Source organism: Melioribacter sulfuriphilus, from assembly GCF_052656625.1.
Genome location: NZ_JBQXXK010000003.1, coordinates 205,981 through 232,119, shown reverse-complemented (window position 1 = coordinate 232,119; position 26,139 = coordinate 205,981). Strand labels below are relative to the sequence as shown.

The 26,139-nt window shown below is 36.3% G+C and carries 28 protein-coding genes; 25 read left to right on the top strand and 3 right to left on the bottom strand.

Going from position 1 to position 26,139, the window contains the following annotated elements; all coding sequences use genetic code 11:
• Window position 1 precedes the first annotated feature (1 nt).
• Genes tsaE through accD form a run of 4 tightly spaced genes read left to right on the top strand, consistent with a single transcriptional unit; the run spans window position 2 to window position 2,648 of the window.
• Window positions 2–445: a tRNA (adenosine(37)-N6)-threonylcarbamoyltransferase complex ATPase subunit type 1 TsaE gene (gene tsaE / locus ACUN8G_RS04835; protein WP_437345998.1), complete on the top strand. Its 444-nt coding sequence runs from the start codon at window positions 2–4 to the stop codon at window positions 443–445.
• Window positions 435–1,097, top strand: a complete 663-nt coding sequence (tsaB, locus tag ACUN8G_RS04830) for a tRNA (adenosine(37)-N6)-threonylcarbamoyltransferase complex dimerization subunit type 1 TsaB (protein ID WP_437345997.1) — start codon at window positions 435–437, stop codon at window positions 1,095–1,097. Before tsaE ends, tsaB begins: the two co-directional genes overlap by 11 nt.
• Window positions 1,081–1,809: a DUF1573 domain-containing protein gene (locus ACUN8G_RS04825; RefSeq protein ID WP_437345996.1), complete on the top strand. Its 729-nt coding sequence runs from the start codon at window positions 1,081–1,083 to the stop codon at window positions 1,807–1,809. The genes tsaB and ACUN8G_RS04825 overlap by 17 nt, the downstream gene beginning before the upstream one ends.
• Window positions 1,809–2,648 (top strand): acetyl-CoA carboxylase, carboxyltransferase subunit beta, encoded by an 840-nt coding sequence (gene accD / locus ACUN8G_RS04820; protein ID WP_437345995.1) that lies wholly within the window; start codon window positions 1,809–1,811, stop codon window positions 2,646–2,648. Before ACUN8G_RS04825 ends, accD begins: the two co-directional genes overlap by 1 nt.
• Here the strand turns inward: accD and ACUN8G_RS04815 are convergent, their stop codons facing one another.
• A complete protein-coding gene (locus tag ACUN8G_RS04815; RefSeq protein WP_437345994.1) occupies window positions 2,649–3,803 on the bottom strand; it encodes a cysteine desulfurase family protein in 1,155 nt (384 codons plus the stop codon). It abuts the gene before it with no gap.
• Between the two features lie 15 nt (window positions 3,804–3,818).
• Complete coding sequence (locus tag ACUN8G_RS04810) at window positions 3,819–4,586, bottom strand: biotin--[acetyl-CoA-carboxylase] ligase (protein WP_437345993.1); 768 nt, start codon at window positions 4,584–4,586, stop codon at window positions 3,819–3,821.
• Window positions 4,587–4,814: 228 nt separating this feature from the next.
• Between ACUN8G_RS04810 and ACUN8G_RS04805 the strand changes: the two genes are divergently transcribed.
• The 10 genes from ACUN8G_RS04805 to ACUN8G_RS04760 all read left to right on the top strand — a co-directional run bounded on the left by ACUN8G_RS04805 (window position 4,815) and on the right by ACUN8G_RS04760 (window position 16,044).
• On the top strand, window positions 4,815–5,249 hold the full coding sequence (locus ACUN8G_RS04805) for an Hsp20/alpha crystallin family protein (RefSeq protein WP_437345992.1): 435 nt from the start codon (window positions 4,815–4,817) through the stop codon (window positions 5,247–5,249).
• Between the two features lie 64 nt (window positions 5,250–5,313).
• Window positions 5,314–7,224: a molecular chaperone DnaK gene (dnaK, locus tag ACUN8G_RS04800; protein ID WP_437345991.1), complete on the top strand. Its 1,911-nt coding sequence runs from the start codon at window positions 5,314–5,316 to the stop codon at window positions 7,222–7,224.
• Between the two features lie 34 nt (window positions 7,225–7,258).
• Complete coding sequence (locus ACUN8G_RS04795) at window positions 7,259–7,657, top strand: Hsp20/alpha crystallin family protein (RefSeq protein WP_437345990.1); 399 nt, start codon at window positions 7,259–7,261, stop codon at window positions 7,655–7,657.
• 71 nt (window positions 7,658–7,728) lie between these two features.
• Window positions 7,729–9,705, top strand: coding sequence for a M1 family metallopeptidase (locus ACUN8G_RS04790; RefSeq protein ID WP_437345989.1), 1,977 nt, complete (start codon window positions 7,729–7,731; stop codon window positions 9,703–9,705).
• Entirely contained in the window at window positions 9,702–10,589 is an 888-nt protein-coding gene (locus tag ACUN8G_RS04785; RefSeq protein ID WP_437345988.1) for a hypothetical protein, read from the top strand. The genes ACUN8G_RS04790 and ACUN8G_RS04785 overlap by 4 nt, the downstream gene beginning before the upstream one ends.
• A 15-nt stretch (window positions 10,590–10,604) precedes the next feature.
• On the top strand, window positions 10,605–11,147 hold the full coding sequence (gene def, locus ACUN8G_RS04780; RefSeq protein WP_437345987.1) for a peptide deformylase: 543 nt from the start codon (window positions 10,605–10,607) through the stop codon (window positions 11,145–11,147).
• 17 nt (window positions 11,148–11,164) lie between these two features.
• Window positions 11,165–12,067: a methionyl-tRNA formyltransferase gene (gene fmt, locus ACUN8G_RS04775; RefSeq protein ID WP_437345986.1), complete on the top strand. Its 903-nt coding sequence runs from the start codon at window positions 11,165–11,167 to the stop codon at window positions 12,065–12,067.
• Between the two features lie 11 nt (window positions 12,068–12,078).
• Entirely contained in the window at window positions 12,079–13,056 is a 978-nt protein-coding gene (locus ACUN8G_RS04770; RefSeq protein ID WP_437345985.1) for a PLP-dependent cysteine synthase family protein, read from the top strand.
• A 526-nt stretch (window positions 13,057–13,582) separates the two neighbouring features.
• The gene (locus tag ACUN8G_RS04765; protein WP_437345984.1) at window positions 13,583–14,899 is read left to right on the top strand and encodes a trans-sulfuration enzyme family protein; all 1,317 of its coding nucleotides are present in this window, start codon (window positions 13,583–13,585) and stop codon (window positions 14,897–14,899) included.
• 8 nt (window positions 14,900–14,907) lie between these two features.
• Window positions 14,908–16,044 carry a TonB family protein gene (locus tag ACUN8G_RS04760; protein WP_437345983.1) on the top strand — a complete coding sequence of 379 codons (1,137 nt, stop codon included), beginning with the start codon at window positions 14,908–14,910 and terminating at the stop codon, window positions 16,042–16,044.
• Here ACUN8G_RS04760 and ACUN8G_RS04755 read toward each other — a convergent pair.
• Window positions 16,041–16,643 (bottom strand): thioredoxin family protein, encoded by a 603-nt coding sequence (locus tag ACUN8G_RS04755; RefSeq protein ID WP_437345982.1) that lies wholly within the window; start codon window positions 16,641–16,643, stop codon window positions 16,041–16,043. The genes ACUN8G_RS04760 and ACUN8G_RS04755 overlap by 4 nt on opposite strands.
• A gap of 146 nt (window positions 16,644–16,789) precedes the next feature.
• Between ACUN8G_RS04755 and ACUN8G_RS04750 the strand changes: the two genes are divergently transcribed.
• The 11 genes from ACUN8G_RS04750 to guaB all read left to right on the top strand — a co-directional run bounded on the left by ACUN8G_RS04750 (window position 16,790) and on the right by guaB (window position 26,133).
• The gene (locus ACUN8G_RS04750) at window positions 16,790–17,545 is read left to right on the top strand and encodes a DUF6600 domain-containing protein (RefSeq protein ID WP_437345981.1); all 756 of its coding nucleotides are present in this window, start codon (window positions 16,790–16,792) and stop codon (window positions 17,543–17,545) included.
• 124 nt (window positions 17,546–17,669) lie between these two features.
• The gene (locus ACUN8G_RS04745) at window positions 17,670–18,569 is read left to right on the top strand and encodes a phosphoribosylaminoimidazolesuccinocarboxamide synthase (protein WP_437345980.1); all 900 of its coding nucleotides are present in this window, start codon (window positions 17,670–17,672) and stop codon (window positions 18,567–18,569) included.
• Window positions 18,559–18,855 carry a DUF971 domain-containing protein gene (locus ACUN8G_RS04740; RefSeq protein WP_437345979.1) on the top strand — a complete coding sequence of 99 codons (297 nt, stop codon included), beginning with the start codon at window positions 18,559–18,561 and terminating at the stop codon, window positions 18,853–18,855. Before ACUN8G_RS04745 ends, ACUN8G_RS04740 begins: the two co-directional genes overlap by 11 nt.
• Before the next feature lies 1 nt (window position 18,856).
• Entirely contained in the window at window positions 18,857–19,453 is a 597-nt protein-coding gene (pgsA, locus tag ACUN8G_RS04735) for a CDP-diacylglycerol--glycerol-3-phosphate 3-phosphatidyltransferase (protein ID WP_437345978.1), read from the top strand.
• Window positions 19,437–19,913, top strand: coding sequence for a phosphatidylglycerophosphatase A family protein (locus ACUN8G_RS04730; protein WP_437345977.1), 477 nt, complete (start codon window positions 19,437–19,439; stop codon window positions 19,911–19,913). Before pgsA ends, ACUN8G_RS04730 begins: the two co-directional genes overlap by 17 nt.
• Window positions 19,910–21,166 carry a competence/damage-inducible protein A gene (locus ACUN8G_RS04725; protein WP_437345976.1) on the top strand — a complete coding sequence of 419 codons (1,257 nt, stop codon included), beginning with the start codon at window positions 19,910–19,912 and terminating at the stop codon, window positions 21,164–21,166. Before ACUN8G_RS04730 ends, ACUN8G_RS04725 begins: the two co-directional genes overlap by 4 nt.
• A complete protein-coding gene (thpR, locus tag ACUN8G_RS04720) occupies window positions 21,156–21,731 on the top strand; it encodes an RNA 2',3'-cyclic phosphodiesterase (RefSeq protein WP_437345975.1) in 576 nt (191 codons plus the stop codon). Before ACUN8G_RS04725 ends, thpR begins: the two co-directional genes overlap by 11 nt.
• Window positions 21,721–22,770, top strand: coding sequence for a recombinase RecA (gene recA / locus ACUN8G_RS04715; RefSeq protein ID WP_437345974.1), 1,050 nt, complete (start codon window positions 21,721–21,723; stop codon window positions 22,768–22,770). The genes thpR and recA overlap by 11 nt, the downstream gene beginning before the upstream one ends.
• Window positions 22,767–23,396: a regulatory protein RecX gene (locus ACUN8G_RS04710; protein ID WP_437345973.1), complete on the top strand. Its 630-nt coding sequence runs from the start codon at window positions 22,767–22,769 to the stop codon at window positions 23,394–23,396. The genes recA and ACUN8G_RS04710 overlap by 4 nt, the downstream gene beginning before the upstream one ends.
• 54 nt (window positions 23,397–23,450) lie before the next feature.
• Window positions 23,451–24,620 carry an acyl-CoA dehydrogenase family protein gene (locus ACUN8G_RS04705; protein WP_437345972.1) on the top strand — a complete coding sequence of 390 codons (1,170 nt, stop codon included), beginning with the start codon at window positions 23,451–23,453 and terminating at the stop codon, window positions 24,618–24,620.
• Between the two features lie 34 nt (window positions 24,621–24,654).
• Window positions 24,655–26,133: an IMP dehydrogenase gene (guaB, locus tag ACUN8G_RS04700; RefSeq protein ID WP_437345971.1), complete on the top strand. Its 1,479-nt coding sequence runs from the start codon at window positions 24,655–24,657 to the stop codon at window positions 26,131–26,133.
• Window positions 26,134–26,139 lie beyond the last annotated feature (6 nt).

Sequence of the window (26,139 nt, the reverse complement as noted above, 5' to 3'; positions counted from 1 at the left end):
AATGAAACTCCCGTACGAAAAAATAGTAAATTCCGAATCCGACACGTGCAGTGTTGCTGCGGAGTTTGTTAAATTACTTAAACCCGCTTCAATAGTAGCAATGAAAGGCAACTTGGGCGCAGGCAAAACATTTTTTGTAAATTGCGTATGTAATAATTTGGGAATAATAGACCAAACTTCGAGTCCAAGTTTCTCGTTAGTAAATATTTATGAAGGTCAATTTCGAATCTATCATTTCGATTTTTACAGAATTAAAAAAATAGAAGAACTTTATGACATCGGTTTCGAAGATTATCTGAATGACGATAACTCAATTATCTTTATCGAATGGGCTGACCTGTGGAGTGAAATTCTCCCTGAAAATTATCTGGTTGTGGAAATTAATAATGTCGACGAAAAAGAAAACGGAAAAAGAATAATTAAAATCTACGAGAATGAGAAATAATAATCCGATACTGGCCATTGAAACCTCTGGCGAAGTGTGCAGTGTTGCTTTTTACAACAATGACATCGATACGTTTGAATTAAACTTTCTGAGAAAAAATATTCATTCAGAAAAAATTTTCAATATGATTGAATATTGTCGTGCAAATTTTGGAACCCAGCTTTCCGATATCGATTCAATCGCCATATCTTATGGACCAGGTTCTTTTACAGGGCTGAGAATTGGAATGACAGTTGCAAAATCAATTGCAATGGGATTGAAAAGGCCAATTATTCCAGTACCTACTTTCGATGCAGCTGCGCTTCAATTAACTCTGGCTCTACCCGAGAAAATGAAATTCTGTATTCTAAAAAAGGCAAGCATTAACGATTTTTATTACGCAAAATATTTATCCGATGGAAATACTTATCAGGCTGTTGACAACTTGCAATTAATATTGAAAGAAGAAGTTGAAAAAAAAGTTTCAGATGCAGATATTGTGTACGCCGATAATAATAATTTATTGTTTGCAAAAAAAATAGTGGCTCCAACGGCTTATTACGTTGCTAAATGGGCTAATGAGTACGGGAAAAAGGTTACGGATTTTGATTACCTCGAACCTTTGTATTTAAAAAAATTTATAACCAGGGAAAAAAATGAAAAGAGTGATTAATCTATTTTGGCTATTACTTTTATTTACAGGCATAATAATAGCACAGGAAAAAGCTCCAAAGATATTTTCGCCTGAACCGGAGTTTGATTTCGGTGAAATAATTGAAGGGGAGACAGTTGAACATGAATTTGCGATTATGAATAAAGGGGAAGGGAAACTTGTAATTGAAAGCGTACGTGCCTCATGTGGTTGCACTGCGGCAATGCCAACTAAAAAAGAACTTGAAGCGGGCGAAAGCGCAAAAATAAAAATAAAATTCGATTCAAGAGGGAGATACGGACAACAATACAAGCATGTCTATGTTTTTTCGAACGATCCCGAAAATTCGTATCTAAAACTTACATTCCGTGCCAATGTTGTGGCAAAGCTGTCAAATCAAAATCCTGAATCGGCTCCTAAAATTAAGCTCGAAAAAAACATAATTGATTTCGGAGAAATAGAAGAAGGTTCAGTAAAAGAAGCAACAGTAAAAATTAAGAATGCCGGCAAGTCGAAACTTGAAATAAGAAATATAAAAAGTTCTTGTGGTTGCACAGCGGTTTTAATATCTAATCCTGTTATCGAACCCGGTAAAGAAATCGGAATGAAAGTAAAACTCGACACCAAAGGAAGAGAGGGCGAACTGGTAAGAACAGTTGTTTTATTCACAAACGACCCTGATAATCCGAAACAAGTAATTACCGTATCCGCAAAAATAATTAGGAAGAGCTGATGCCCTGGTTCAAAAGAAAAAAAGAAAATATTTCGCCCGAAAGTAAAAAGACCGATATTCCCGACGGACAATGGTCAAAATGCAACGACTGCGGTGAAATTATACACAATAGACAACTGGAATCTAATTTGTGGGTTTGTCCGAAATGCAATTATCATTTTAGAATCGGAAGCGACCAGTATATTTCCATTATTCTTGACAAAGGAACATTTAAAGAATATGACAAAAAGATGATTTCAGCTGATCCACTTCAGTTCGAGGACACAAAAAAATATACCGACCGTATTAATGAGACGATTAAAAAGACCGGTTTGAATGACGCAGTTAGGACAGGAACGGGAAAAATTAACGGTATCAAATCAGCGATAGCGGTGATGGATTTTCGTTTTATTGGTGGAAGTATGGGATCGGTAGTGGGTGAAAAGATCGCACGCATCACAGATGTTGCCTATCAAGATAAAATTCCGCTCATAATTGTTAGTCAGAGTGGTGGGGCAAGAATGATGGAAGGTGCATTTTCGTTGATGCAAATGGCTAAAACAAGTTCACGCCTGGCCAGATTGTCTGATGCAGGGATCCCCTATATTTCAGTTTTATCGGATCCTACAACAGGGGGAGTTACTGCAAGTTTTGCCATGTTGGGCGATGTGATCATAGCCGAACCGAAGGCTTTAATTGGATTTGCAGGACCGCGTGTTATTAAACAAACAATTGGAAAAGATCTGCCCGAAGGATTTCAACGCTCCGAGTTCCTTTTAGAAAATGGCTTCCTCGATTTTATTGTTAATCGAAAAGAGCTAAAAGATAAACTAACATTGTTAATTGAATATTTAACCTGATTACTTTCGAAACTTTTTTAGTAGTCTTGAAATTATTTCAAGTGTGTATTCGATTTCTTCGATAGTGTTTTGACTTCCGAATGAAAATCGTATAGTGCCGATTACATCTTCATATTTCATGCCTGTGCTAAGTAAAACATGAGAAGGTTTAAGAGTGCCTGAAGTACATGCAGCTCCGCTCGATACGGCTATTCCATTTATATCGAGATACATCAGAATTGCTTCTGTATCGTTGTTGTAAAAATCAGATAAAAGAGTAATGCTCGTGATGAAAGGGAACTTATGTGGTTCTCCGTTGACAATAAAACTATTGTCGTTCAATGATTTTAAGCCTTCGAGAAATTGTCTTTGTAGAAATTCTGCATGTTCATAATTCTCTTTCATTTCTTTTGAAGCAATTTTTACAGCTTCGGCAAATCCAACAATTGCAGGGACGTTTTCCGTTCCACCTCTTCGATTCCTCTCCTGGGCACCACCATATATTAAAGGTGAAATTGGAGTGCCCGATTTGACATACGCAAACCCGATTCCTTTCGGACCTCTTATTTTGTGTGCAGATGCAGTGAAGGCATCAACACCTAATTCCTTAACATCAATAGTAACTTTTCCAAAACTCTGAACCCCATCTGTGTGCAAATAAACATTCGCCGGTTTTTGATCTGATAGCTTTTTTATGTTGTTAATAATGCCGGTTTCGTTATTAATATGAATGATTGAGATCAACGACGTATCATTGTCTATTAATCCTGCAACATTTTCAACTGGAACAGCAGTAGTTTTCTCGAGGGCAGATTTACGGATTATAAAACCTTCTGATGCCAGTTTATCGCATGTTTCAAGTACTGAATGATGTTCGGACAACGATGTAATTATGCTTTTTTTGCCAGATTCGATGTATTCCGTTTTGCTGATTCCTGACAGAACAAAGTTATTAGCTTCGGTTCCAGAACTGGTAAAATAGATTTCGCCAGGTTTGCAATTAATAAATTGGGCGATAATTTCGCGTGCTTCTTCGACAGCAACACGAGCTTTCCTCCCAAATGAATGAATTGAAGAAGGATTTCCAAAATATTCATTCAAATAAGGAATCATTTTTTCAATTACTCTGGGATCAGTTGGAGTAGTTGCTGCATTGTCCAGATATATTTTTTTCACTTAGTTGCCTTTCGCTTATCTTAGACTTACATCCCCATAATGAATTTTTTCAATTTTGTCTGCTGTCTTTAGCATTAAATATCCTTCCTCGTCAATATCGTCAAAAACTCCCACTAAAGTTTTATTATCCTGAATAATCTTGACTTTTTCGCCTATCATTTTGCAGCGCTCACGCCAGTCGTTCAAAATTTTGTCTGTATTTTCAAATGCTGTAAAGAGTAGATTTTCGAATATATTTAATACTTCACTCAGGAGGCGTTCACGGCTAACGATCGATTTAAATTCCTTTCTAACTGAAGTCGGTTGGATCTCGAATTTACCTGGAAAATTTGGCTGATTTACGTTGATGCCAATTCCCACTACAAGCTTTTCGATTTTTTTCCCTTTCGATACCGATTCGAGCAGTATGCCAGCTATCTTTTTTTTATTTACCAAAATATCATTAGGCCATTTCAATTCAATGTTTAGCTGATATAAATTTTCAAGCGCCTGTGCCACCGAAAGGGAAGAGAGTAGATTAATTATATTGATCTTTTTTTCAGGATAATTTTGTTTGAGTAATATCGAAAAAGTAAGATTTTGTGCGGCATTGCTTATCCATTCTCGATTTTTTCTCCCTTTACCGCGTGTTTGATACTCAGCCATTAATACAGTACCATGCTGATCAAAATCCTTTGATTTCAAAAGTAGGTCGTTTGTCGACTCAACTTCGTCACAATAAACAAAATTTCGTCCAATTATTTCTGTGTCGAGCTTAATATCGAATTCTTCAATATTAAACACTTTATACCTCCGTAATTTCTTGTGAATTTTTGTCGGCCATTTTTGCCATAATTACAAAATATGTTCAATTCTGACTGTTATCTGTCATAGTTACAGAAATTGTTAACTTATACGAAAATTCTCGTAACTTATTATATTTCAATAAATTGCGTAATATTTTATGTTTGGCACATATCTTGAGCAGTATAAAACGAAAATATGTAAAACCAATAAAAGGAGGTGATAACTATGACACTCGTAAAATTTGAACCGTTGAAAGAACTCGAAACCTTACATGACAGAATACAGAGATATTTTGAAGATTTCACCAACTTCGGTTTTACATTTGCCGATAATTTTAATCCTCGTATTGACATTTCTGAAGATAACGAATCAATTAATGTAGTTGCCGAAATTCCCGGCGTTAAAAAAGAAAATGTAAAAATTACTTTGCAAGATAACATTTTAACGATAGAAGGTGAAAAGAAAAAAGAAGAAGAAAAGAAAGAAAAAAATTATTATCGCTCCGAGCGTGTATTCGGTAGCTTCAAGAGGTCATTTACGCTTCCGGCAGATGTTGATACCGACAATGTTGAGGCTAAATTTGAAAATGGAATGCTCAGCATCAAAATGAAAAAATTGAATCCAAAGCCAAAGAAAGAAAAAGTAATAGAGTTGAAGTAATTCACTTCAACTCTATTTTTTCTTATGGTAATTACTAAAACATTAAAAACAAGAGGAGAATAAAATGGGAAAAATTATTGGAATTGACCTGGGTACTACAAATTCGTGTGTCGCTGTAATGGAAGGCAACGAACCAGTAGTAATACCAAATTCTGAGGGTGGAAGAACTACTCCTTCTGTAGTTGCATTTACTAAAAACGGTGAAATTCTGGTAGGACAGCCTGCAAAACGACAGGCTATAACAAATCCGAAGAATACCGTTTTTTCAATTAAACGCTTTATGGGAAGACGCATCGATGAAGTTCAACAGGAAATAAAAGAAGTCCCGTATGAAGTTACTGGTTCGGAGAATGGTTCGGCACGTGTTAAGATTGGAGATCGACTTTATTCTCCGCCCGAAATTTCTGCCATGATTTTGCAGAAGATGAAAAAAACTGCAGAAGATTATCTCGGACAGGAAGTTACAGAAGCTGTTATTACTGTGCCTGCATATTTTAACGATGCTCAAAGACAGGCCACGAAAGACGCAGGCGAAATTGCAGGACTGAAAGTTAAAAGAATTATAAACGAGCCTACTGCCGCTGCTCTGGCTTATGGTCTCGATAAAAAACATAAAGACCAATTGGTAGCAGTTTATGATTTAGGTGGCGGTACATTCGATATTTCGATACTTCAGATTGGCGAAGGTGTTTTCGAGGTTAAATCGACTAATGGTGACACACATCTTGGTGGAGACGATTTCGATCAACGTTTAATCAATTACCTTGCAGACGAATTCCAGAAACAAGAAGGAATTGATCTCAGGAAAGATCCGATGGCTTTGCAACGCCTGAAGGAAGCTGCTGAAAAGGCTAAAATTGAACTTTCTTCGTCAGCTCAAACAGATGTAAATTTACCGTTCATAACTGCAACTCAAGATGGTCCTAAACATCTTAACATCACAATTACAAGGGCAAAATTTGAACAGTTAATTGACGATCTAATTCAAAGGACAATAGAGCCGTGTGAAAAGGCGATGAAAGATGCTGGTGTAACTCCTTCGCAAATTGACGAAGTTATACTTGTAGGTGGTTCTACACGTGTTCCAAAAGTACAGGAAATCGTCAAGAAAATATTCGGAAAAGAACCTCATAAAGGAGTTAATCCAGACGAAGTTGTAGCTATTGGAGCTGCAATTCAAGGAGGCGTACTTGCAGGCGACGTTAAAGATGTTCTCTTGCTTGACGTTACTCCGCTTTCACTTGGTATTGAAACCCTGGGCGGTGTAATGACAGTATTAATACCTGCAAATACGACAATTCCAACACGCAAGAGTGAAATATTCTCGACGGCTTCAGACAATCAGCCTTCTGTAGAAATCCACGTGCTGCAGGGTGAACGTCCGATGGCTGCCGACAATAGAACTCTCGGGCGATTCCATCTCGATGGAATTCCGCCAGCACCACGAGGAGTTCCTCAGATTGAAGTTACATTCGATATTGATGCAAACGGTATTTTGCATGTATCCGCAAAAGACAAAGCAACAAATAAAGAGCAAAGTATACGTATTACATCATCAAGTGGTTTGACAAAGGAAGAAATCGAAAAGATGAAGCAAGAAGCCAAAGCTCACGCAGCCGAGGATAAGAAAAAGAAAGAAGCCGCCGAAGTTAGAAATAACGCAGATAATCTGATATTCCAGACGAAAAAGCAGATTAATGAATTGGGAGATAAATTGTCACCCGACAAGAAAAGCAGGCTCGAAAGTGAAATTCAGAAGGTCGAAGACGCTTTGAAATCTAATGATGTCAATCAAATTAAATCAGCTACAGACAGTCTAACAAAAGTTTGGAACGAAATTGCTCAAACACTCTATCAGCAGCAAAGCCAGCCTGGCGCTCAACAAACACCAGGTGATGGTAGTGCCAAAGCAGAATCAAAAACGGAAGGTAATGTTGAAGACGCTTCGTATGAAGTAGTCGATGATGATAAATAAAAAAGTTTAATAATAAAAAAAGGAGGTGATAACTATGGCAGAAACAAAAGATGTAATGGAAGTTCAGAGCCAGACCCAGAAGAGCTGGGAAGAAGCACTTGAAAAAGAATCGTGGGTTGCTCCCTTAGTTGATATTTACGAAACTGATAACGATTTTTATCTCAATGCTTATTTACCCGGCGTTTCAAAAGAGAATCTTAAAATTAAACTTGAAGACGAACAACTCATAATTATGGGTAGAATCAATTTCGATGAAGCAGTAAACAGAAAATACGTTTTGAAAGAAACCGAAACTGGCAATTTCTACCGCAGCTTCAAAATTGGCGATTCAATCGACGAATCGAACATTGAAGCTCGTCTCGAAAACGGTATACTCGAAATCAAACTGCCGAAACACGAAAGGATAAAACCCAGAACAATTGAAATAAAATAAGATTTAAAAAGGCTGCTTCAAGCAGCCTTTTTTATTGAATAAATCCTTCCTCCTTTATAAGTTTAATTGCTATGAAAATCCGTTATATTATTCTTTCAATTCTTTTAATCGGAGTAATTTTACACTATTCCGAAGAAAAGTCTTTCTTCGATTTCCATTATTCGTACAATGGCCAGGTATACAATAATGGATTAATTGCTTCAGAAAACAAAAACTTTATTCCCGTTGCAAATTACTCATTCAATATAAATTACGACCCGATCAATAACCTTGCTGATGTCAGTGAAAAAATTTACTGGATTAATAGAACCAACTTTCCGACCAATGAAATTTATCTTCACTTATATCCAAACGCTTATAGCAATAATAATACTTTTTTTGCGCAAGCTTATCATCTCGACAAGATAAATATGACTCGAGTAGAAATCGAATCGATTGAATCTGAGGGATTAAAGAAAAATCTCGTTTTTGTTAATCCGGAAATTAGTAATCCGTACGATAGTACTGTGGCAAAATTTACACTCGAAAAAACTGCCAATCCTGGTGACACAGTTGTAATAAAAATTAAATATAAGCTAAGAATTCCTGTGTCTGTTAAAAGGTTTGGTTCGGCAAGAGGGCGAAATTTTGATTTTATTTCTCAGTGGTATCCCAAAGTTGGCGTTTTTGAAAATGGTAAATGGATCTGTAGTTCGTATTATCCGTATCTAAATTACTATTCAGATTTCGGTCAATATAAATTGACAATTACAATTCCTGAGAGTTTTACATTGATAGCTGGTGGCGAAATCACAGATGTGCATGAAAAAGAAGGCTACAAAACGTATACAGTAGTTCAAGCTGGAATACACGATTTTGTATGGGCAGTCACAGATCGCATTGAATATGAAAGAACATATTATAAAAGAAAGGACGGCACGATTGTTAATGTAAATCTTTTTATTCAACCGGAGAGGCGTAAATTTAAAGACAGATACAGAAGAGCTGTTATTAATTGTTTGACTTACTTCGAAGATAAAGTTGGAAGTTATCCATACAGCCATCTTAGCCTTGTTGATGTACCACGTACTTCTGCTTCGAGCGGGATGGAATATCCTACATTGTTTACTTTGAGTGCAGAATTATTCTCACCTGAAAAAACAGGCTGGCCTGAATATCTGGTTGCGCATGAATTCGCACACCAATACTTCCAGGGAATAATTGCAAATAATGAAGTTTACGAAGCATGGCTCGACGAAGGTTTCGCGTCGTATTTTGCCACTAAATTTATGTACGAATATTATCCTGGAATCTACGCTTATTTTCGGATTGCTAAATTTATCCCCGTTTTCGGTCTGAATTTCCTCTCATATGGTGAAATACCAATTATTTATACCATAGCCGATATACCGATAAACCCTGGAGCTCAAAGCGCCGCAAATTATTACAGAAATCTTACAATCGGTTCTATTTCCGACCTCTCATTTACTCATCCAAACAGACTTGCCTATGTGGTTAATTCGTATTCAAAACCGGAATTAATGCTCCATACACTTGAAAGGTATCTCGGTTTCGATAGAATGGAAAAAATAATTAAAGAGTATTACAATACATATAAATTCAAACACGTTACGGCAAACGACTTTATTAATCTGGTCAAGCAATTTTCTGATGAAGAAATAAATTGGTTCTTCGAAGAATTTTATGCCAATTCAAAAATTTTCGATTACAGTATTACAGCTGTCAACAGAGTTAGCCGTAATCGTTATGCAGTTACGGCTGAACGTAAAGGCGATGGATTCTTCAAAAACGACATTGCATTCTACACAGAAAACGACACTTTATTCACAAGATGGGAAGACGAATCGAGATGGAAAATATTTTATTTCGAAACTGATGATAAAGTAGTTGGCGCTGAAATCGACCCTTTCCGTAAAAATCTTCTTGATATCGATTTTGCAAACAATTCGTACATGATTAAAAAAAGGTATTGGGCATCCTTATCGATTTCAGCACGCTGGTTTTTCTGGGTGCAAAATGCTTTGATAATTCTCGGGAGTATCGGATGAAATTGACTGTAAAGGATGCCCTCATTCAGGCTTTTAGACTTGTATTCTATAATATAAAATTTGTCATATTGCTCTGGATTACAAATTCCGCATTTGCTCTTTTGACGAGTGTGGTAATTTTCAATTTGCTTGAAAACAGTTTAAGTCATTCCATTATTAGCGATCAGTTAAATCAACAGTTCGATTATTTCTGGTTTATTCAATTTCAAAATCTCAACAAAACTCAATTTGAACAAATCCCTATGCTCATTTATATAGTAGTTATTATTTATACCTTGATTCAAACATTTTACCTTGGAGGATTGATTTCCGTTTTTAATACAAACGAAAAGAACCACATGGTTGATTTTTTTTACGGAGGGGTGAAGTATTTCTTTCGTTTTTTCAAGGTACTCCTGATTTCGACCTTATTATACGCTCTGACATTTATTTTTAACGACTCCCTGGGAAAGGTAATTTCTTATTTTTTCCGTAATTCTGAAAATGTAATGGCGGAATTTTTAATACGGAGTCTGAGATATTCTTTCCTAATATTTTTAATTGGTATTATCTCAATCATATCTGATTATACTAAAGTATCTCTTGCACTCAACGATAAATATGAAATATTCAAATACATTTTTAAGGCAGCGCATTTTATTTATAAAAATTTCAGAGTTATCTTCATTGTTTTTTTTATTATTGCATTTATTGGGGCAGGGGGAGCTCTACTTTATAACGTAATTGTCTACTTCATGCCGCGTACTCCATATTACTTTTTGGCAATTGCCTTTCTTCTTCAACAAATCTTAGTTATTTTTCGATTGTTGATTCGAATGTATTTTTATGCCAGCGAAGTTTTATTATACAAAGACTTAAGCGCTGAAGTCATAAACAAATTATAAACAGAAGGAGTTATTATGGCTGTTTTACCGATTAAAATTTACGGAAGTAAAATACTCAGGCAGAAGACAAAGAAAATTGATCAGATAGATGATACTGTTATTGATAATATCCGAAATATGTTTGAAACAATGCGCAAGGCATACGGAATTGGTCTGGCAGCAAATCAAGTTGGAATCGATAGATCCATTTTTGTCATCGATTTAAAAGAAGTGGAAGGATACGAAAAATTCAAACCACTTGTAATGATTAATCCAGAAGTAATTGAAGAATCGGACGAATATGTTTCGATGGAAGAAGGGTGCCTCAGTTTACCGACTTTACGTGCCGAGGTCGAAAGACCAAAAGAAATTAAAGTACGATATCTTGACACAGACGAAAATATTCAGGAAATGGATGCTTCTGATTTTTTAGCTCGCGTTATACTTCATGAGTACGACCATTTAATTGGCAAAATGATTCCCGACAGAGTTGCCGACGATGTAAAGAAGCAACTTAAAGAAAAGCTCGAAAAAATTCGCAAAAAAGAAGTTGAAATTGATTATCCGGTGTCGGATTAATTGCTCGGAGGAGATAATTGAATTTAGTATTTATGGGCACACCCGATTTTGCCGTCCCATCTCTGGAACGACTCATTGAAAGTTCACACAAAGTTAAACTTGTTGTTACCGCTCCGGATAAAGAAAGAGGTAGAGGTCGTAATGTAACGCCAACCCCAGTAAAAGAAGTTGCACTCAAACATAACATCGAAGTAGTTACACCTGCGAATTTATCAGATGATTCTTTCATAGAGCTCCTTCATAATGTTCAAGCAGATTTATTTGTGGTCGTAGCATTTCGAATTCTACCAGAAAATGTTTTTACTATTCCACCATCTGGCACAATTAATCTACACGGTTCGCTTTTACCCAAGTACAGAGGTGCAGCTCCAATTCAGTGGGCATTAATTAACGGAGATACTGAAACGGGATTGACCACTTTTTTTATCGATAAAAATGTTGACACCGGAAATATCATCCTTCAACAAAAAATAAAAATCGAGGATGAAGACGACTATGGTTCTTTGTACAATAAAATGAAAATTGAAGGAGCTGAACTCCTCCTAAAAACAGTCGATTTAATTGAGACCGGTAATTACACTCTTCAGAAGCAGGACCCGGCTCAGGTTACAATGGCTCCCAAAATTACGAAAGAATTATGTCGCCTTGACTGGAATAATTCAGCTAAGAAAATTCATAATTTGATTAGAGGACTTTCGCCCCAGCCGGGTGCTTATTTCACACTTAATGATAAAATTTATAAAGTCTATAAATCAGCTGTAGTTAACGAACCGGTACTAAAACCCGCCGAGATTCTTCAGACAAAAAAGGAAATTTTTATCGGTACAGGAGAGGGAACCCTGCAGATTCTTCAAATTAAACCCGAAGGTAGAAAAATCATGACTTCGGAAGAATTTTTGAGAGGCTATTCATTAACTTAACGGAAATAAAAATGAGAAATTTTTGTTATCAAAATATTCTTGATGCAATTGGCAGAACACCGATAGTAAAATTAAACAACATTTCCAGGAATCTTAAGGCAGATATCTATGCCAAGCTTGAGTTCATGAATCCTGGTGGAAGCATAAAGGATAGAATTGCCAAGTATATGATCGAAAAAGCTGAAAAGGAGGGTAAAATTAAACCCGGCGATACGATTATTGAAAATTCATCCGGCAATACAGCTCTCGGTCTGGCTATCGTCTGTCGTCAAAAAGGATATAACTTAAAAATCGTAATCAGGGATACCACAAGTAAAGAAAAAATTAAAATGCTCGAAATTCTCGGTGTCGACGTAATAAAAGTCGATGCAAACTTACCTCCGGAAGATCCTTACTCGTATAACAACTATGCGCTCAATTACGTAAAGGCTAATCCTTCTGTTTATTACATCGACCAGCATAACAATCTCGATAATAATGAAGCTCATTACATGACCACAGGCCCTGAAATCTGGGAGCAGATGGAAGGTAAAGTCGACTATTTAATCGGAGCATTCGGCACTGGAGGTACAATTTCTGGTGCAGGAAGATACTTGAAAGAAAAAAATCCTGAGATTAAAGTCATCGGTGTTGACCCGGTAGGCTCTGTATTCTATGATTATTTCAAAAATAAAAAATTGATAAAGCCCTCGCGATATTTAATTGAAGGAATGGGGGACGAGTTCATAATTAAAACGGCTCAGTTTCAGTACCTCGACGATATGTTTCAGGTTGATGACAAAAAAGCTTTTGGCTGGACTAAAAAGCTGGCCTTTGAAGAAGGTATTATTGCCGGTGGTTCGAGCGGTGCAAATGTCTGGGCTGCAGTTAAATTAGCACGTGAAATCGATAGACCCGCAAATATTGTTACAATTATTTGCGACAGCGGATATAAATACTTTTCTACCATTTACAACGACGATTGGCTCAAGGAGAACAATCTATTATAAACAGAAGCAAGCATTAAGATTGAATGAATTTCAGTATCACTTTTTTAAGAAGAAAAAATAATTTCTCTCATATACCATGAGGTGAAATTAATTCGTATTTATTTTTATGATTTGCTTCTAATTGATTCAACTTATTCGATACTAACTCAATCTGTAGGTGTTACTTCTATTTGCCTTTAGATAACAATACAACGCAATCTACTTTTTGTAAAAATGGAAATTATTTCCGGTCGTTAAATACGGTCGAAATTGTTCATCAACTATCATTAAAATTCATTCGAAATATATAAATGGTTAGTTGTCATAGACTCCCCTTTTTACAATGAATGAGAAAATTATGCGTTTATTAAAGATGCTTTACTTTTCCTCCTAAGATAAAATCTTTTCCGTAGATTCAAATTTTATAAAACCGATATAATGTATGCCTTTAATTTTTTTGCACGTAGTTAATAAATTATTCTAATTCCATTTTTATAGTATGCTGGGATTACATAATTTAAGAGTAAGAAAAAAATAGGAGTGTGTCATGTCAAATGAAAAAAAGAAAAACCAGATAATTGATGAATCGAAGTATTCGATGGCTACCCATTTAATCTATGGGAAATATACGACTGACAAATGGGATTATGCACATCATGTAACAGCGCCAATTTCGTCGTCAACAACGTTCAGGCTCGATTCGGTGGAAAGGGGAGCTCAGGGCTTTTCACAGTTTGCAAATACTAAGATATTTGGAGAAGGTCAACCGATATTTATATATGACCGACTTGGCGAACCAAATAAAGATATGCTCGAGGAAAATATTGCTTATGTCGAAAAAGGGGAAATTGCCGTTAGTTTTGCGAGCGGAATGGGTGCAATTTCAGCTATACTCGGAATTCTAACTAAATCGGGCGACGAAATTATTACTCACAATACTTTGTATGGTTGCACTCTTTCGTTGCTCAGTAATTGGTATCCACGTTATAATATCAAATGGAATCCTATCGACCTGAACAATCCAGAAAACATATACACTAAAATAACCGACAAAACAAGGGTGATATATTTTGAGACGCCTGCAAATCCCAATCTGGAGATTATCGATATTAAGAAAGTTAGAGAGGTCGTTGATAAAATAAACTCTAATCGAAAATCCGAAGATCGAATTCAGATCGTAATCGATAACACATTTGCAACGCCGTATTGTCAAAGGCCAATAGAACTGGGCGCCGATTTTGTAGTTCACTCGCTTACAAAAGGAATTAGCGGATTTGGTACAGATATGGGTGGTATTGTAATCGGCAGAAAAGAATACCAGGATATGTTGCAACTGTATAGAAAAGATTTTGGTGCTGTGCTCAATCCCAAAAGTGCCTGGTCAATTTTAACTTATGGACTACCGACGCTTCCTATTCGAATGAAAAAGCAAATCGAAACAGCGACAAAAATTGCAGAATTTCTGAATGAGCATCCCAAAATCGAGTTCGTCAATTATCCAGGTCTAAAAAATTTCAAACATTATGAATTAGCTAAAAAGCAGATGATCGACTTTGAAGGTAATTTTGCTCCGGGCAGTTTAATTTATTTTGTTATCAAAGGAAATTCTCCTCTTGAAAGCAAAAATAACGGCATAAAATTTATGGATTATGTGGCCGAGCATGCTTATACAATGACTCTCGCAGTAAGTTTGGGTCATACAAGGACATTGATTGAACATCCAGCTTCGATGACTCATTCCGTTGTACCACCGGATGAACTTGCTGACAGGGGAATCGATGCCGGCGGTATCAGGATTGCAGTTGGACTCGAAAATCCAGATGATATAATTCAGGACCTCGACAATTCGTTAAAAGTAATTTAATTGAACGAATGCGAAAGTTTATAAAGGCATTATTTTTTATTAGTATCTGTGTTTATGCACAAAATGGCATTAGCCGAAGTTATTATCCAGACGGCAGTATCCGCTCGGAAATTTCTTACGTAAACGATATTCTCGACGGTGCTGCCGTTGAATATTATCCTAATGGTAATTTAAAATCTTATAAAGAATTCAGTAACGGATTTCTCCATGGCAGGGTAGTCTATTATTATCCCAACGGTTTAATAGAAAGAGAATATAATGTTAAGAACGGAAGAAAGGATGGTACTGAGAGAATTTTCTATGAGAATGGATCGTTAAAAGAAATCTCTGTCTACGAAGACGGAAAATTAATTAGAAGAAACCTCTTCGATATCGACCCGAACTATCAACCATCACCAGAAGAATTCCTGGCGGGGAATAAGCAAAGTGAATTGATTAAAAGAAAGAATCAGGAATTAATTTGCGATGCAGAAATTTGTCCAGTCCCGATTGATGGAATAGAAGCAATCCAAAAAAATCTTGTCTATCCCGAGCATGCTCTCCTTTATGGACTGGAAGGTGAAGTGATACTGATAGCTACCGTCGACAAAAACGGGAATGTCAAAGATGTCGAAATTGTAAAAGGTCTAGGACTGGGTTGCGACGAAGCAGCTCGAGAAGCGGTCAAAAAAACTAAATTTATTCCAGGACAAACTGCCGGTAAACCTGTTGAAAGCAGAGTTACGCTTTATGTACAATTTAAAATATTCGACAGAAATCTTGTGGTTAAAAATCCTGACCTTCCAAAGATAGAAAATAATAAAGCTCAAATTAATCATGTGCCAGAAGTCTTGACTAAAACTGAAATCCAATGCGACTATGAAGAATGTCCTTATCCAAAGGGCGGATTAAAAAGTATTAACGATAACCTCGAAATTCCTCAAATTGCAAAAAGACTCAAATTAAAAGGTGAAATTATTATTGAGGCCGAAATCGATGAATTTGGATTCGTTGTTGATACTAAAATAATTAAAGGTATTGGATATGGCTGCGACGAAGCGGTAGAGTCGGCACTATATAAAACATCTTTTCATCCAGCAAAGAATAACGGTCGTGAATTAAAATCACGCGTCAGAATAATCTTTCCCTTCAACTACGAGGACTAATTTAGATTATTAATAATATTCTTAAATTCTTCTTCGATTGCTTTACCACGGTTTCTGCCATACCAGAGGTGCAATTCTTTCATAAATTCTTCTTTCGATTTCCCATTTTCTTTGGCTTGTTTAATTAAATCCTGTGCCTCACCTGGACGTGGTCCCCATTGGAACAATTCATTACCTTCATAATCGAATGCCACTAATTTCGGTATGCTCCTTGTACCGTTTGTCAAATAAAGGTCCATTATATCAAGATTTTTATCCCTCTCGAGTATTTTTAGTTCAATAAGAGTACTACACTTTGCTATCTTGTTTATGTAAGGTAATGTCTGTGCAGAATCTCCACACCAATATTCTGTTAAAACCATCCAGAGTTGAGGTGCAGTTATTTTCTTTATCGCATTGCAAAGTTCCTCATTCACAACATAATTTTTCTCAATTCTTTGCGACCTTTGAAAATTCATCAATAAGTAGTTGAGATTAGGGTCTTCTATTTCTTGTAAACTGTTTTTTATCATTTCAACTGTATTTCGAAAGTTGTCCATATATTCTTCGTATGTCATTCCATTATGCGGACGTTTTTCGAGGAAAAATTTCTTCGTCATTAATTTCTCCATTTTGATTGTAGTCTTAACAAACGTAATTGTACTCTTTAGTGAACATAATAAAATCAAGAAGCCGTATAGATTTAAAAATTGCATTCAAACAACGGCATATTTATTGACATAAAAATAAAAAAAAGGAGGTTCTCATGAAAAAGATGATATTCATATTAACCATATTTACATTGACAACAATTTCTTCAGAAGCTTCTTATCGGAATCGCCCTCACTTTTACCAGGCTCTTAAACCATACGGTGAATGGATTACCCTCAGTCACAATTTGAATGTATGGAGACCGACCTTTGTTCATATTGATTGGAAGCCTTATACAATCGGTCGATGGAAATGGACTTCGATTGGATGGTACTGGGTATCTTACGAGCCTTACGGAGAAATTGTATATCATTACGGTAGATGGGAATATCATCCTCACTACGGCTGGATCTGGTTCCCCGATGATGAATGGGCACCAGCGTGGGTCGAGTGGAGATATGACGACGATTATATCGGATGGGCTCCTATTCCATATACTTCACATTTCCGTCTGGATATCGATATACATATTTCATTCAAATGGATAACTATTCCGGATTATTGGTGCTTTGTTTCATATAATCATTTCTATTCAAGAAATATCAGAGATTATTTAATTCACGAAAGACACATTAGAAATATTTTCGACAGACCGCACTTTAAGAAAAGTCACTATGATCCACCTCAAAAATACTATATCGAAAGAAGGATGAGGAATAGCGATTTATATAAAGACAATGAAAGAAGAGATATTAGAGTCGATGAGCGTGAATACAAAAATAATATTAGAAGAAACAAAGAAGATGATGCTCGAAACTACAATGAAAATACACGACGTGACCGAGAAAGAAACATAATCAGAAGAAGATAAGTCATTTGATGGCTGCCAGATAATTTTTTTCGAATGCCGATTTATCTGGCAGCCTCAATTTGCTTTATGCACACCTCAATTTTTATATTGCTTACCTGAAATAACCCATTAATGAGGAAAAATCATGAAAAATGAAGCATTGCTCTATTCAGATTTCAAAGATATAAAATTATTTAAAAGAGGGAAGGTTAGAGATATTTATGACCTTGGAGAATATTTTTTAATTGTTTCTACTGATAGGATATCAGCTTTCGATGTAATAATGAACGAGGGAATTCCGAATAAAGGGAAAGTGTTAAATCTAATTTCAGCTTTCTGGTTTAATTTTACAAAAGATATTGTGGATAATCATTTGGTTACAATAAATGTTGATGAATATCCCGAAATATGCCGGCAGTATAAAGAGATATTAAATGGAAGGTCGATGCTTGTCAAAAAAGCAGAATTGATACCTCTCGAATGTATTGTAAGAGGATATATCACTGGTTCCGGTTGGAACGATTACAAAAAGACGGGTAAAGTCTGTGGAATTGAATTGCCTGCGGGATTGGTTGAATCGGAAAAATTACCGGAACCAATTTTCACGCCTTCCACTAAAGCCGAAATCGGTTTACACGACGAAAATATAACCGAAGAAAATGCAATAAAAATCGTTGGTAAAGAGACATATGACCTCATAAAAAATACTTCTCTCAAACTCTACAAAAAAGTAGCTGAATACGCACTCTCAAAAGGAATTATTATCGCCGATACAAAAGTAGAATTCGGTTACTATGACGGGAAAATTATTTTAATTGACGAGCTATTTACTCCTGATTCGTCACGTTTCTGGCCACTTGAAAACTACGAAAAAGGGAAATCCCAGAACAGTTTCGATAAACAATACTTAAGAGATTATTTACTTTCGATTAATTTCAACAAAAAGCCACCGGCTCCTCCTTTACCTGACAAAGTGATTGAGAATACAAGTAAAAAATATTTTGAAGCGCTAAAAATGCTTACCGGTATTGAAAATGTTCCCTGAAAAAGTTAGTATAAACGAGAATAATATTACTATATACTGGCAGGACGGAAGAATATCTAAGATTAAAAACGCCAATATGAGATCTCTTTGTCCATGCGCTTCATGCCACGCAGAAGCCGCAAAAAATGGCAAAAATTATATTCCGATTTATTCAAACGAGGAGATTACATTAGAACGAATTGAACGGGTGGGAAATTATGCCCTGAAATTTATCTGGAAAGACGGCCATGATACCGGAATCTACGAGTTTAACTATTTACTACAAATTGCTGGTCTAAACACCTGATATGGTACTTCCAAATCAATTAACGGTATTAAGAATTATCCTAACCCCTGTTTTTTTCTTTTTGTTTTTATCTGGTGAGCCTTTCTTAATTCAAATGTCGGCTGCAATTTACATAGTTGCGGCTGTTACTGATTGGTATGACGGGTGGCTGGCAAGGAGATTTAATTATATTACGGAATGGGGGAAGTTTCTCGATCCATTGGCCGATAAAATTCTTACGTCTACCGCATTTCTTGCTCTTGTACTTGTTGGTATTCTCGAACTCTGGATGGTCTTAATTATTGTTTTCAGAGATATTATTATAACCGGTTTAAGAGTTTGGGCTGATTACAAAAAGGTGTCGTTTTCTACGAGTAAATCTGCTAAATGGAAAACTTTTTTCCAGATGGCATTTCAGTACTACCTGCTTCTGGTTTTTACCCTTCGAAGTTTCGATTCACTTTATAGAGAATATAAATGGCTATTTGGACTTTTATTAAATCAAGAATTTATTTATTACACAATGCTGGCAATTACCATTTTCACCTTCTATACTGGATTAACATATTTTATTTCAAATTTTTCATTAATAAAGAAAACAATTGGCAAACAAAATTAGTAGTTTAGAAAAATTTATCGGTTCAGGTTTTTTCAGTGGATATTTTCCCTACTTCAGTGGTACAGCAGGGAGTTTCATCGCACTTTTAATTTATCTTATTCCTGGATTCGAAAGCCCGGTAATAATGCTCTCTTTGATTTCTTTTTTTATTCTGATAGGTCAAAAAATTGCTCACAAATTCGAAAAACTCTATGGAAACGACCCAAAAGAATTTACACTCGACGAGTTTATTGGTACCTGGATTTCATTACTTTTTATACCCAAAATTATTTGGTATATTTTACCTGCATTTATTTTATGGAGACTGTTCGATATATTGAAACCATATCCTATCAAGAAACTGGAAAAAGTTGGCAACGGCTGGGGTGTTATATTGGACGACATAGTAGCTGGGTTCTATACTTTTTTCTTAATTCATCTATTATTTAATTTATTTAATCAAATTGGATTTTTACTATGAATGCATTTCTTATTACTATCGGCGATGAAATTCTAATTGGGCAAGTTATCAACACAAATGCAGCCTACATTGGAGAAAAACTATCTGAACTTAGTATTGATGTAATTGGATCGTCCGTAATGCCTGACAACGAGGAGGCTATTAAAAAAGAATTTAAGAGAGCACTCGATTTTTCTGACCTTGTTATTGTAACGGGCGGGCTCGGTCCTACTCACGACGATGTAACACGTAAAGTTATTGTCGATTTTTTTGAAACTGAACTGGTTATCGACCAGGATGTACTCAACGACATCAAAAAATTTTTTGAAAAAAGGGGCAGACAGCTGACTAAAATAAACGAAGAGCAAGCGCTTGTGCCCAAAATTGCCATTCCAATTCGAAATAGCCGTGGCACCGCTCCAGGCATCTGGATCGAAAAGGACAATAAAATATTTATTGCAATGCCCGGCGTTCCATACGAAATGCACTTGATGATGGAAAATTTTGTGATTCCGAGATTGAAGGAAAAACTAAGCGATAGAAAAAAGATTGTATTGAGAAAAAATCTGCTTACAACAGGAATTCCAGAATCCCATCTTTACGAACGCATAGGCGACTTGAATGAATTATTGGGCGATTCTAAAATGGCTTTCCTGCCAAATCAATTCGGCGTACGACTAAGAATAACGGTAGAAGATAATGACGAGAATTCTGCTAAATCCAGAATTGAAGCAATTGAACAAAAATTGAGAACTAAAATAGGTAAGTATATTTACGGCAAAGATGACGAAACGCTGGAATCGGTGGTAGCCAAACTTTTTATTGATAGGGGACTAACTTTAGCAGTGGCTGAATCGTGCACCGGCGGGTATATAATGCATCGTTTGACCAATGTAAGCGGCAGCAGTAAATTCCTTGAAAGGGGCGTCGTTGTATACAGTAACGCTGCAAAAGTGGAATTACTTAAAGTGGATGAGGATGTAATTTCTAAATATGGTGCTGTTAGCATCGAAGTGGCAAGACAAATGGCAGAAGGAATAAAATCGATAAGCGGAACAGATATCGGCCTTTCGGTAACCGGTATAATGGGACCTACAGGCGCAACTCAAGATAAACCAGTAGGACTGGTTTATATCGGCATTTGTGACGATACAATTTGTACAGCAAAAGAATTTCGCTTCGGTGACGATAGACTTCTTAATAAAGATCGTACTTCACAGGCAGCTTTAGAAATGTTAAGAAGAAATTTGCTCGGTATACCGTATGACGATTAGAACATTTATTGCTCTCAATTTACCTGAAAATGTTTTAGACCGAATTATTGAACTTCGCGACGCTTTCTTTAAAAATACGTCCGGGCTGAGATGGGAAGAGAAGAATAAATTGCATATTACATTAAAATTCTTGGGCGATACCGATGAAAATTTAATCCCGGATATTACGAGGTCAATTTCTGATCTTGTAAAAGAACATTCTCCAATTTCTTTAAAGATATCTAAGGCGGGACTTTTTTACAGAGATAGCAAACCTGCGATTTTGTATCTCGATTTCTTAGAGAATGAATATCTCGTAAGAATCTACGAAGAAATTGAAAACTTAATGGAAAGTTTTGGTTATAAAAAAGAGAAAAGAAAATTTAAAACGCACTTAACGCTTCTTAGAATAAAAAACGATAGACATTTGGATCAAATTAAAAATTTTACAAAATTGGAAATTGATATACCTGAGTTCATATCAGATGAAATTACTTTATACAGGAGTATACTTCAAACGACAGGTTCAGTTTATCAACCGATTGCAAGCTTTAAATTGATTAAAAGGAGGAATAATGGCACTTGAAAGAGATGCAAGATTGAAAATTCTCGACGATACAATTGCAAATCTCGAAAAAACTTATGGTAAAGGAACCATAATGAAACTAGGGGATGGAGTAATTAACAAAGTGGAAGCCATCTCTACAGGTTCAATATCGCTCGACTATGCACTCGGAATTGGAGGCGTTCCGAGAGGCAGAATCATTGAAATTTATGGTCCAGAATCTTCTGGTAAAACTACACTATGTTTACACATAATAGCAGAAGCTCAAAAACAGGGAGGCATAGCTGCTTTTATTGATGCAGAACATGCACTCGATGTAAATTATGCAAAACGTCTCGGCGTTGATGTTAGCAATCTTTTGCTTTCTCAACCTGATTTCGGCGAGCAGGCTCTCGAAATTGTCGATACACTCATTAGAAGTAATGCACTCGACGTAATTGTTGTGGATTCAGTTGCGGCTCTGGTTCCTCGCTCGGAAATTGAAGGCGATATGGGCGATCCTCAAATGGCTATGCAAGCTCGATTGATGTCACAGGCTCTTAGAAAAATTACAGGAGCAATAAGCAAATCGAAAACGTGCGTTATTTTTACAAATCAATTAAGAAGTAAAATCGGCGTTATGTTTGGCAATCCCGAAACTACGACCGGAGGAAATGCCCTCAAGTTTTATGCTTCGGTTCGCCTCGATATACGTAGAATTGCAGCAATCAAAGATTCCAATAATATTATAGGAAACCGAACCAAAGTTAAAATCGTTAAAAGCAAAGTGGCTCCACCATTCAAAGAAGTTGAGTTCGACATTCTCTATAATGAGGGTATTAGTAAAACAGGAGATTTGATAGACCTTGCCACTGAAATTGGAATACTTAAAAAAAGTGGTGCATGGTTTACGTATAAAGACGAAAGGTATCAGGGACGCGAACAACTTCGTCAAAAATTACTTGAAGATCCAGCACTTCTCGCTGAATTGGAGACTGAAGTTAAAACCTCACTCGGTATGATTGAAACACAAGTGGAAGAAGAAAAGAAGGATGAAGCACAGAAGAAAAAATCAAAATGATCATCAATTCGTTGGTAAGAAAAAACAACAAAGTTAAAATTACTTTTGACGATTCTTCGTCTTTGTACGTTAATTACAATGTAGTAGTACAATTTGCTCTGCGGAAAGGGGATGACCTCGACGAAAATAAATTAAATCAGCTCCTTAAAGCCGACGAACTTTTCGAAATTAAAACAGCAGCATACAGATTAATTGGCAGGAGAGATCACTCTTCTGCCGAAATAAAAAGAAAACTGCTGAAGAAAGGTTTTGATATTAATCTGATTAATGAATTACTAAAAGAACTTTCAGACAAGAATTATTTAGACGATTACAACTTCGCACAAAAATATTCCGAAGAAGCGATTACAAAAAAGAAATCGGGCATCATAAAAGTAAGAAATGACCTGCTTAAAAGAGGTGTGGATAACGAGACTATCGAGGATGTATTGAAGAAGATTGATGAAAATACACTTATCGAAAATGCACGTGAACTACTCAATAAAAAAATCAAAACTTCTGCTTTTAAAAACACGGAACCTCAAAAAAAGAAACAAAAATTGTTTTCCTATTTGAAATCTAAAGGTTACTCTTCCGAGTTGATTATGAAACTTTTGAATGAATACGACTTTTTAGATTGCGATTAATTTTGCTTATAACTCCAAACTATTTATCTTTAAGTTAATATTTAAGGTAAATTTATGTCTATATATAGCGGTGTTGATTATCTGGATATAGATTCTCTCCTTTCGGAAGAAGAAATTCTTGTTAGAAACAATATCTATCAATTTGTCCGTCAAGAGATAATTCCTGTAATTGAAAAGCATTATGAAGAAGGCACGTTCCCTCTCCATTTAGTACCAAAGATGGCCGAACTTGGAATCTTTGGCATTACACTTCCAGAGAAGTACGGGTGTGCCAATATGAACAATGTGGTCTACGGGCTGGTTATGCAGGAATTAGAAAGAGGCGACAGCGGTATTAGAAGTTTTGCTTCAGTCCAATCGTCACTTGTAATGTATCCAATTTATACTTTTGGTTCGGAAAAGCAGAAAGAATATTGGTTGCCTAAATTGGCAAGTGGAGAAGTCATCGGCTGTTTTGGATTGACCGAACCTGACTTTGGTTCAAATCCTGCTGGAATGTTGACAAAAGCAGAAAAAACCGATAGTGGTTATTTACTCAACGGTGCAAAAATGTGGATTACCAACGGCTCGATTGCAGATATTGCAATAATCTGGGCTAAACTGGAAGGGACAATTAGAGGTTTTATTGTCGAAAAAGAACGTAAGGGTTTTACTGCCGTCGAAATGAAAGGGAAACATTCATTGCGTGCTTCTGTCACTTCGGAACTGATTCTGGACAACGTGGAAATACCGGAAGAAAATTTATTGCCCGGATCGATGGGATTAAAATCTGCTTTAATGTGTCTAAATCAGGCAAGATATAGTATAGCATGGGGTGTTACAGGTGCGATGATCGAATGCTATTTGAGTGCTCTTGATTATTCGAAATCAAGGATTCAATTCGAAAAACCAATTGCCGCCTACCAGATGACTCAGGAAAAACTTGTTTATATGTTAACTGAAATTACAAAAGCTCAATTATTAAATCTTCAGATAGGGCGATTAAAAGACCAAAACAAAGTAAAACATACGCATATTTCAATGGCTAAAAGAAATAACTGCGAAAAAGCACTTGAAATTGCACAAATTGCCCGTGAAATTTTAGGAGCAAATGGAATTTTAAATGAATATCCTGTAATGAGGCATGCTGCCAATCTCCATTCGGTTAAAACTTATGAAGGCACCCATGAAATGCACACATTAATTATCGGAGAAGATATTACAGGTTTCCAGGCTTTTACTTAAATTTGCGAATTAAAAAAAGAGAAATTGAGGCTTTATGAAGAATAATAAAATTGAATTCGAAGGTTTGACATTCGACGACTTACTACTTATTCCAGCTAAGTCTTCAATATTACCGAGAGAAACAGATATTACAACATATCTAACTCGCGAAATAAAATTAAATATTCCATTTATTTCAGCAGCGATGGATACAGTTACAGAATCGGAAATGGCAATTGCTATGGCTGCTCAGGGTGGTATTGGTATAATTCATAAAAATATGTCGATTGAAAGACAGGCTGACGAAGTCGACAAAGTTAAACGCTCCGAAAGCGGTATGATTGTCAATCCGATAACCCTGACGCCCGAACATACGATTTATCAAGCTGAAGAAATTATGTCCAAGTATCGAATTTCCGGCATCCCGGTTGTCGACAACAACGGTAAATTAATTGGGATTTTGACAAATCGTGATTTGAGATTCGAACCAAATCGCAATTTACTCGTAAGCCAATTAATGACAAAAGATAATTTAATTACCGCACCAATAGGAACAACACTCGAAGAAGCCGAAAAAATTCTGCATCGACATCGCATTGAAAAATTGCCAGTCGTCGATAATAAGGGAATATTGAAAGGATTGATCACTTATAAAGACATTATGAAAAAGAAAAAATTTCCGAATGCGTGCAAAGACGATCTGGGAAGATTAAGAGTGGGTGCAGCAGTAGGGGTTGCAAAAGATACGATGGAACGTGTCGAAGCCCTTGTAAATGCAAATGCAGACGTGATAGTTGTGGATACAGCTCACGGGCATTCTGCAGGTGTACTAAAAACAATTAAAGAAATCAGGAAGAAATTTAAAGATATTCAATTAATAGCCGGTAATATTGTTACAAAAGAAGCAGCCCTCGCGCTGGTTGAATGTGGAGTTGATGCCGTAAAAGTGGGTATCGGTGCCGGCTCCATTTGTACGACAAGAGTTGTAGCAGGAGTAGGAGTACCGCAAATAAGTTCGATCCTTGAAGTTGCAAGCGCATTATCTAAGAAGAAAGTGCCGATAATTGCTGATGGTGGTATCAAACAAACAGGTGATGTACCAAAAGCAATTGCAGCTGGAGCAGATACAGTTATGATGGGAGGTATGCTGGCAGGCTGCGACGAATCACCAGGCGAAAAAGTCCTCTATGAAGGCAGAAGCTTCAAAGTATACAGAGGCATGGGTTCACTCGGAGCTATGAAACAGGGTAGTGGTGACCGATATTTTCAGGATATGGAAGAGGATATTAAAAAATTGGTACCCGAAGGTATTGAAGGCAGAGTACCTTATAAAGGAGCTCTGGCAGATACAATCTATCAGTTTGTCGGAGGATTGCGAGCCGCGATGGGATATTGTGGAGTAAAAAATATTCATGAATTAAAAACTAAAACAAAATTTGTTAAAATCACTTCAGCAGGACTGCGAGAAAGCCATCCACATGATGTGGTAATTACTGAAGAAGCTCCTAATTATCAAATTACTAAAAAATATTAAACCTGT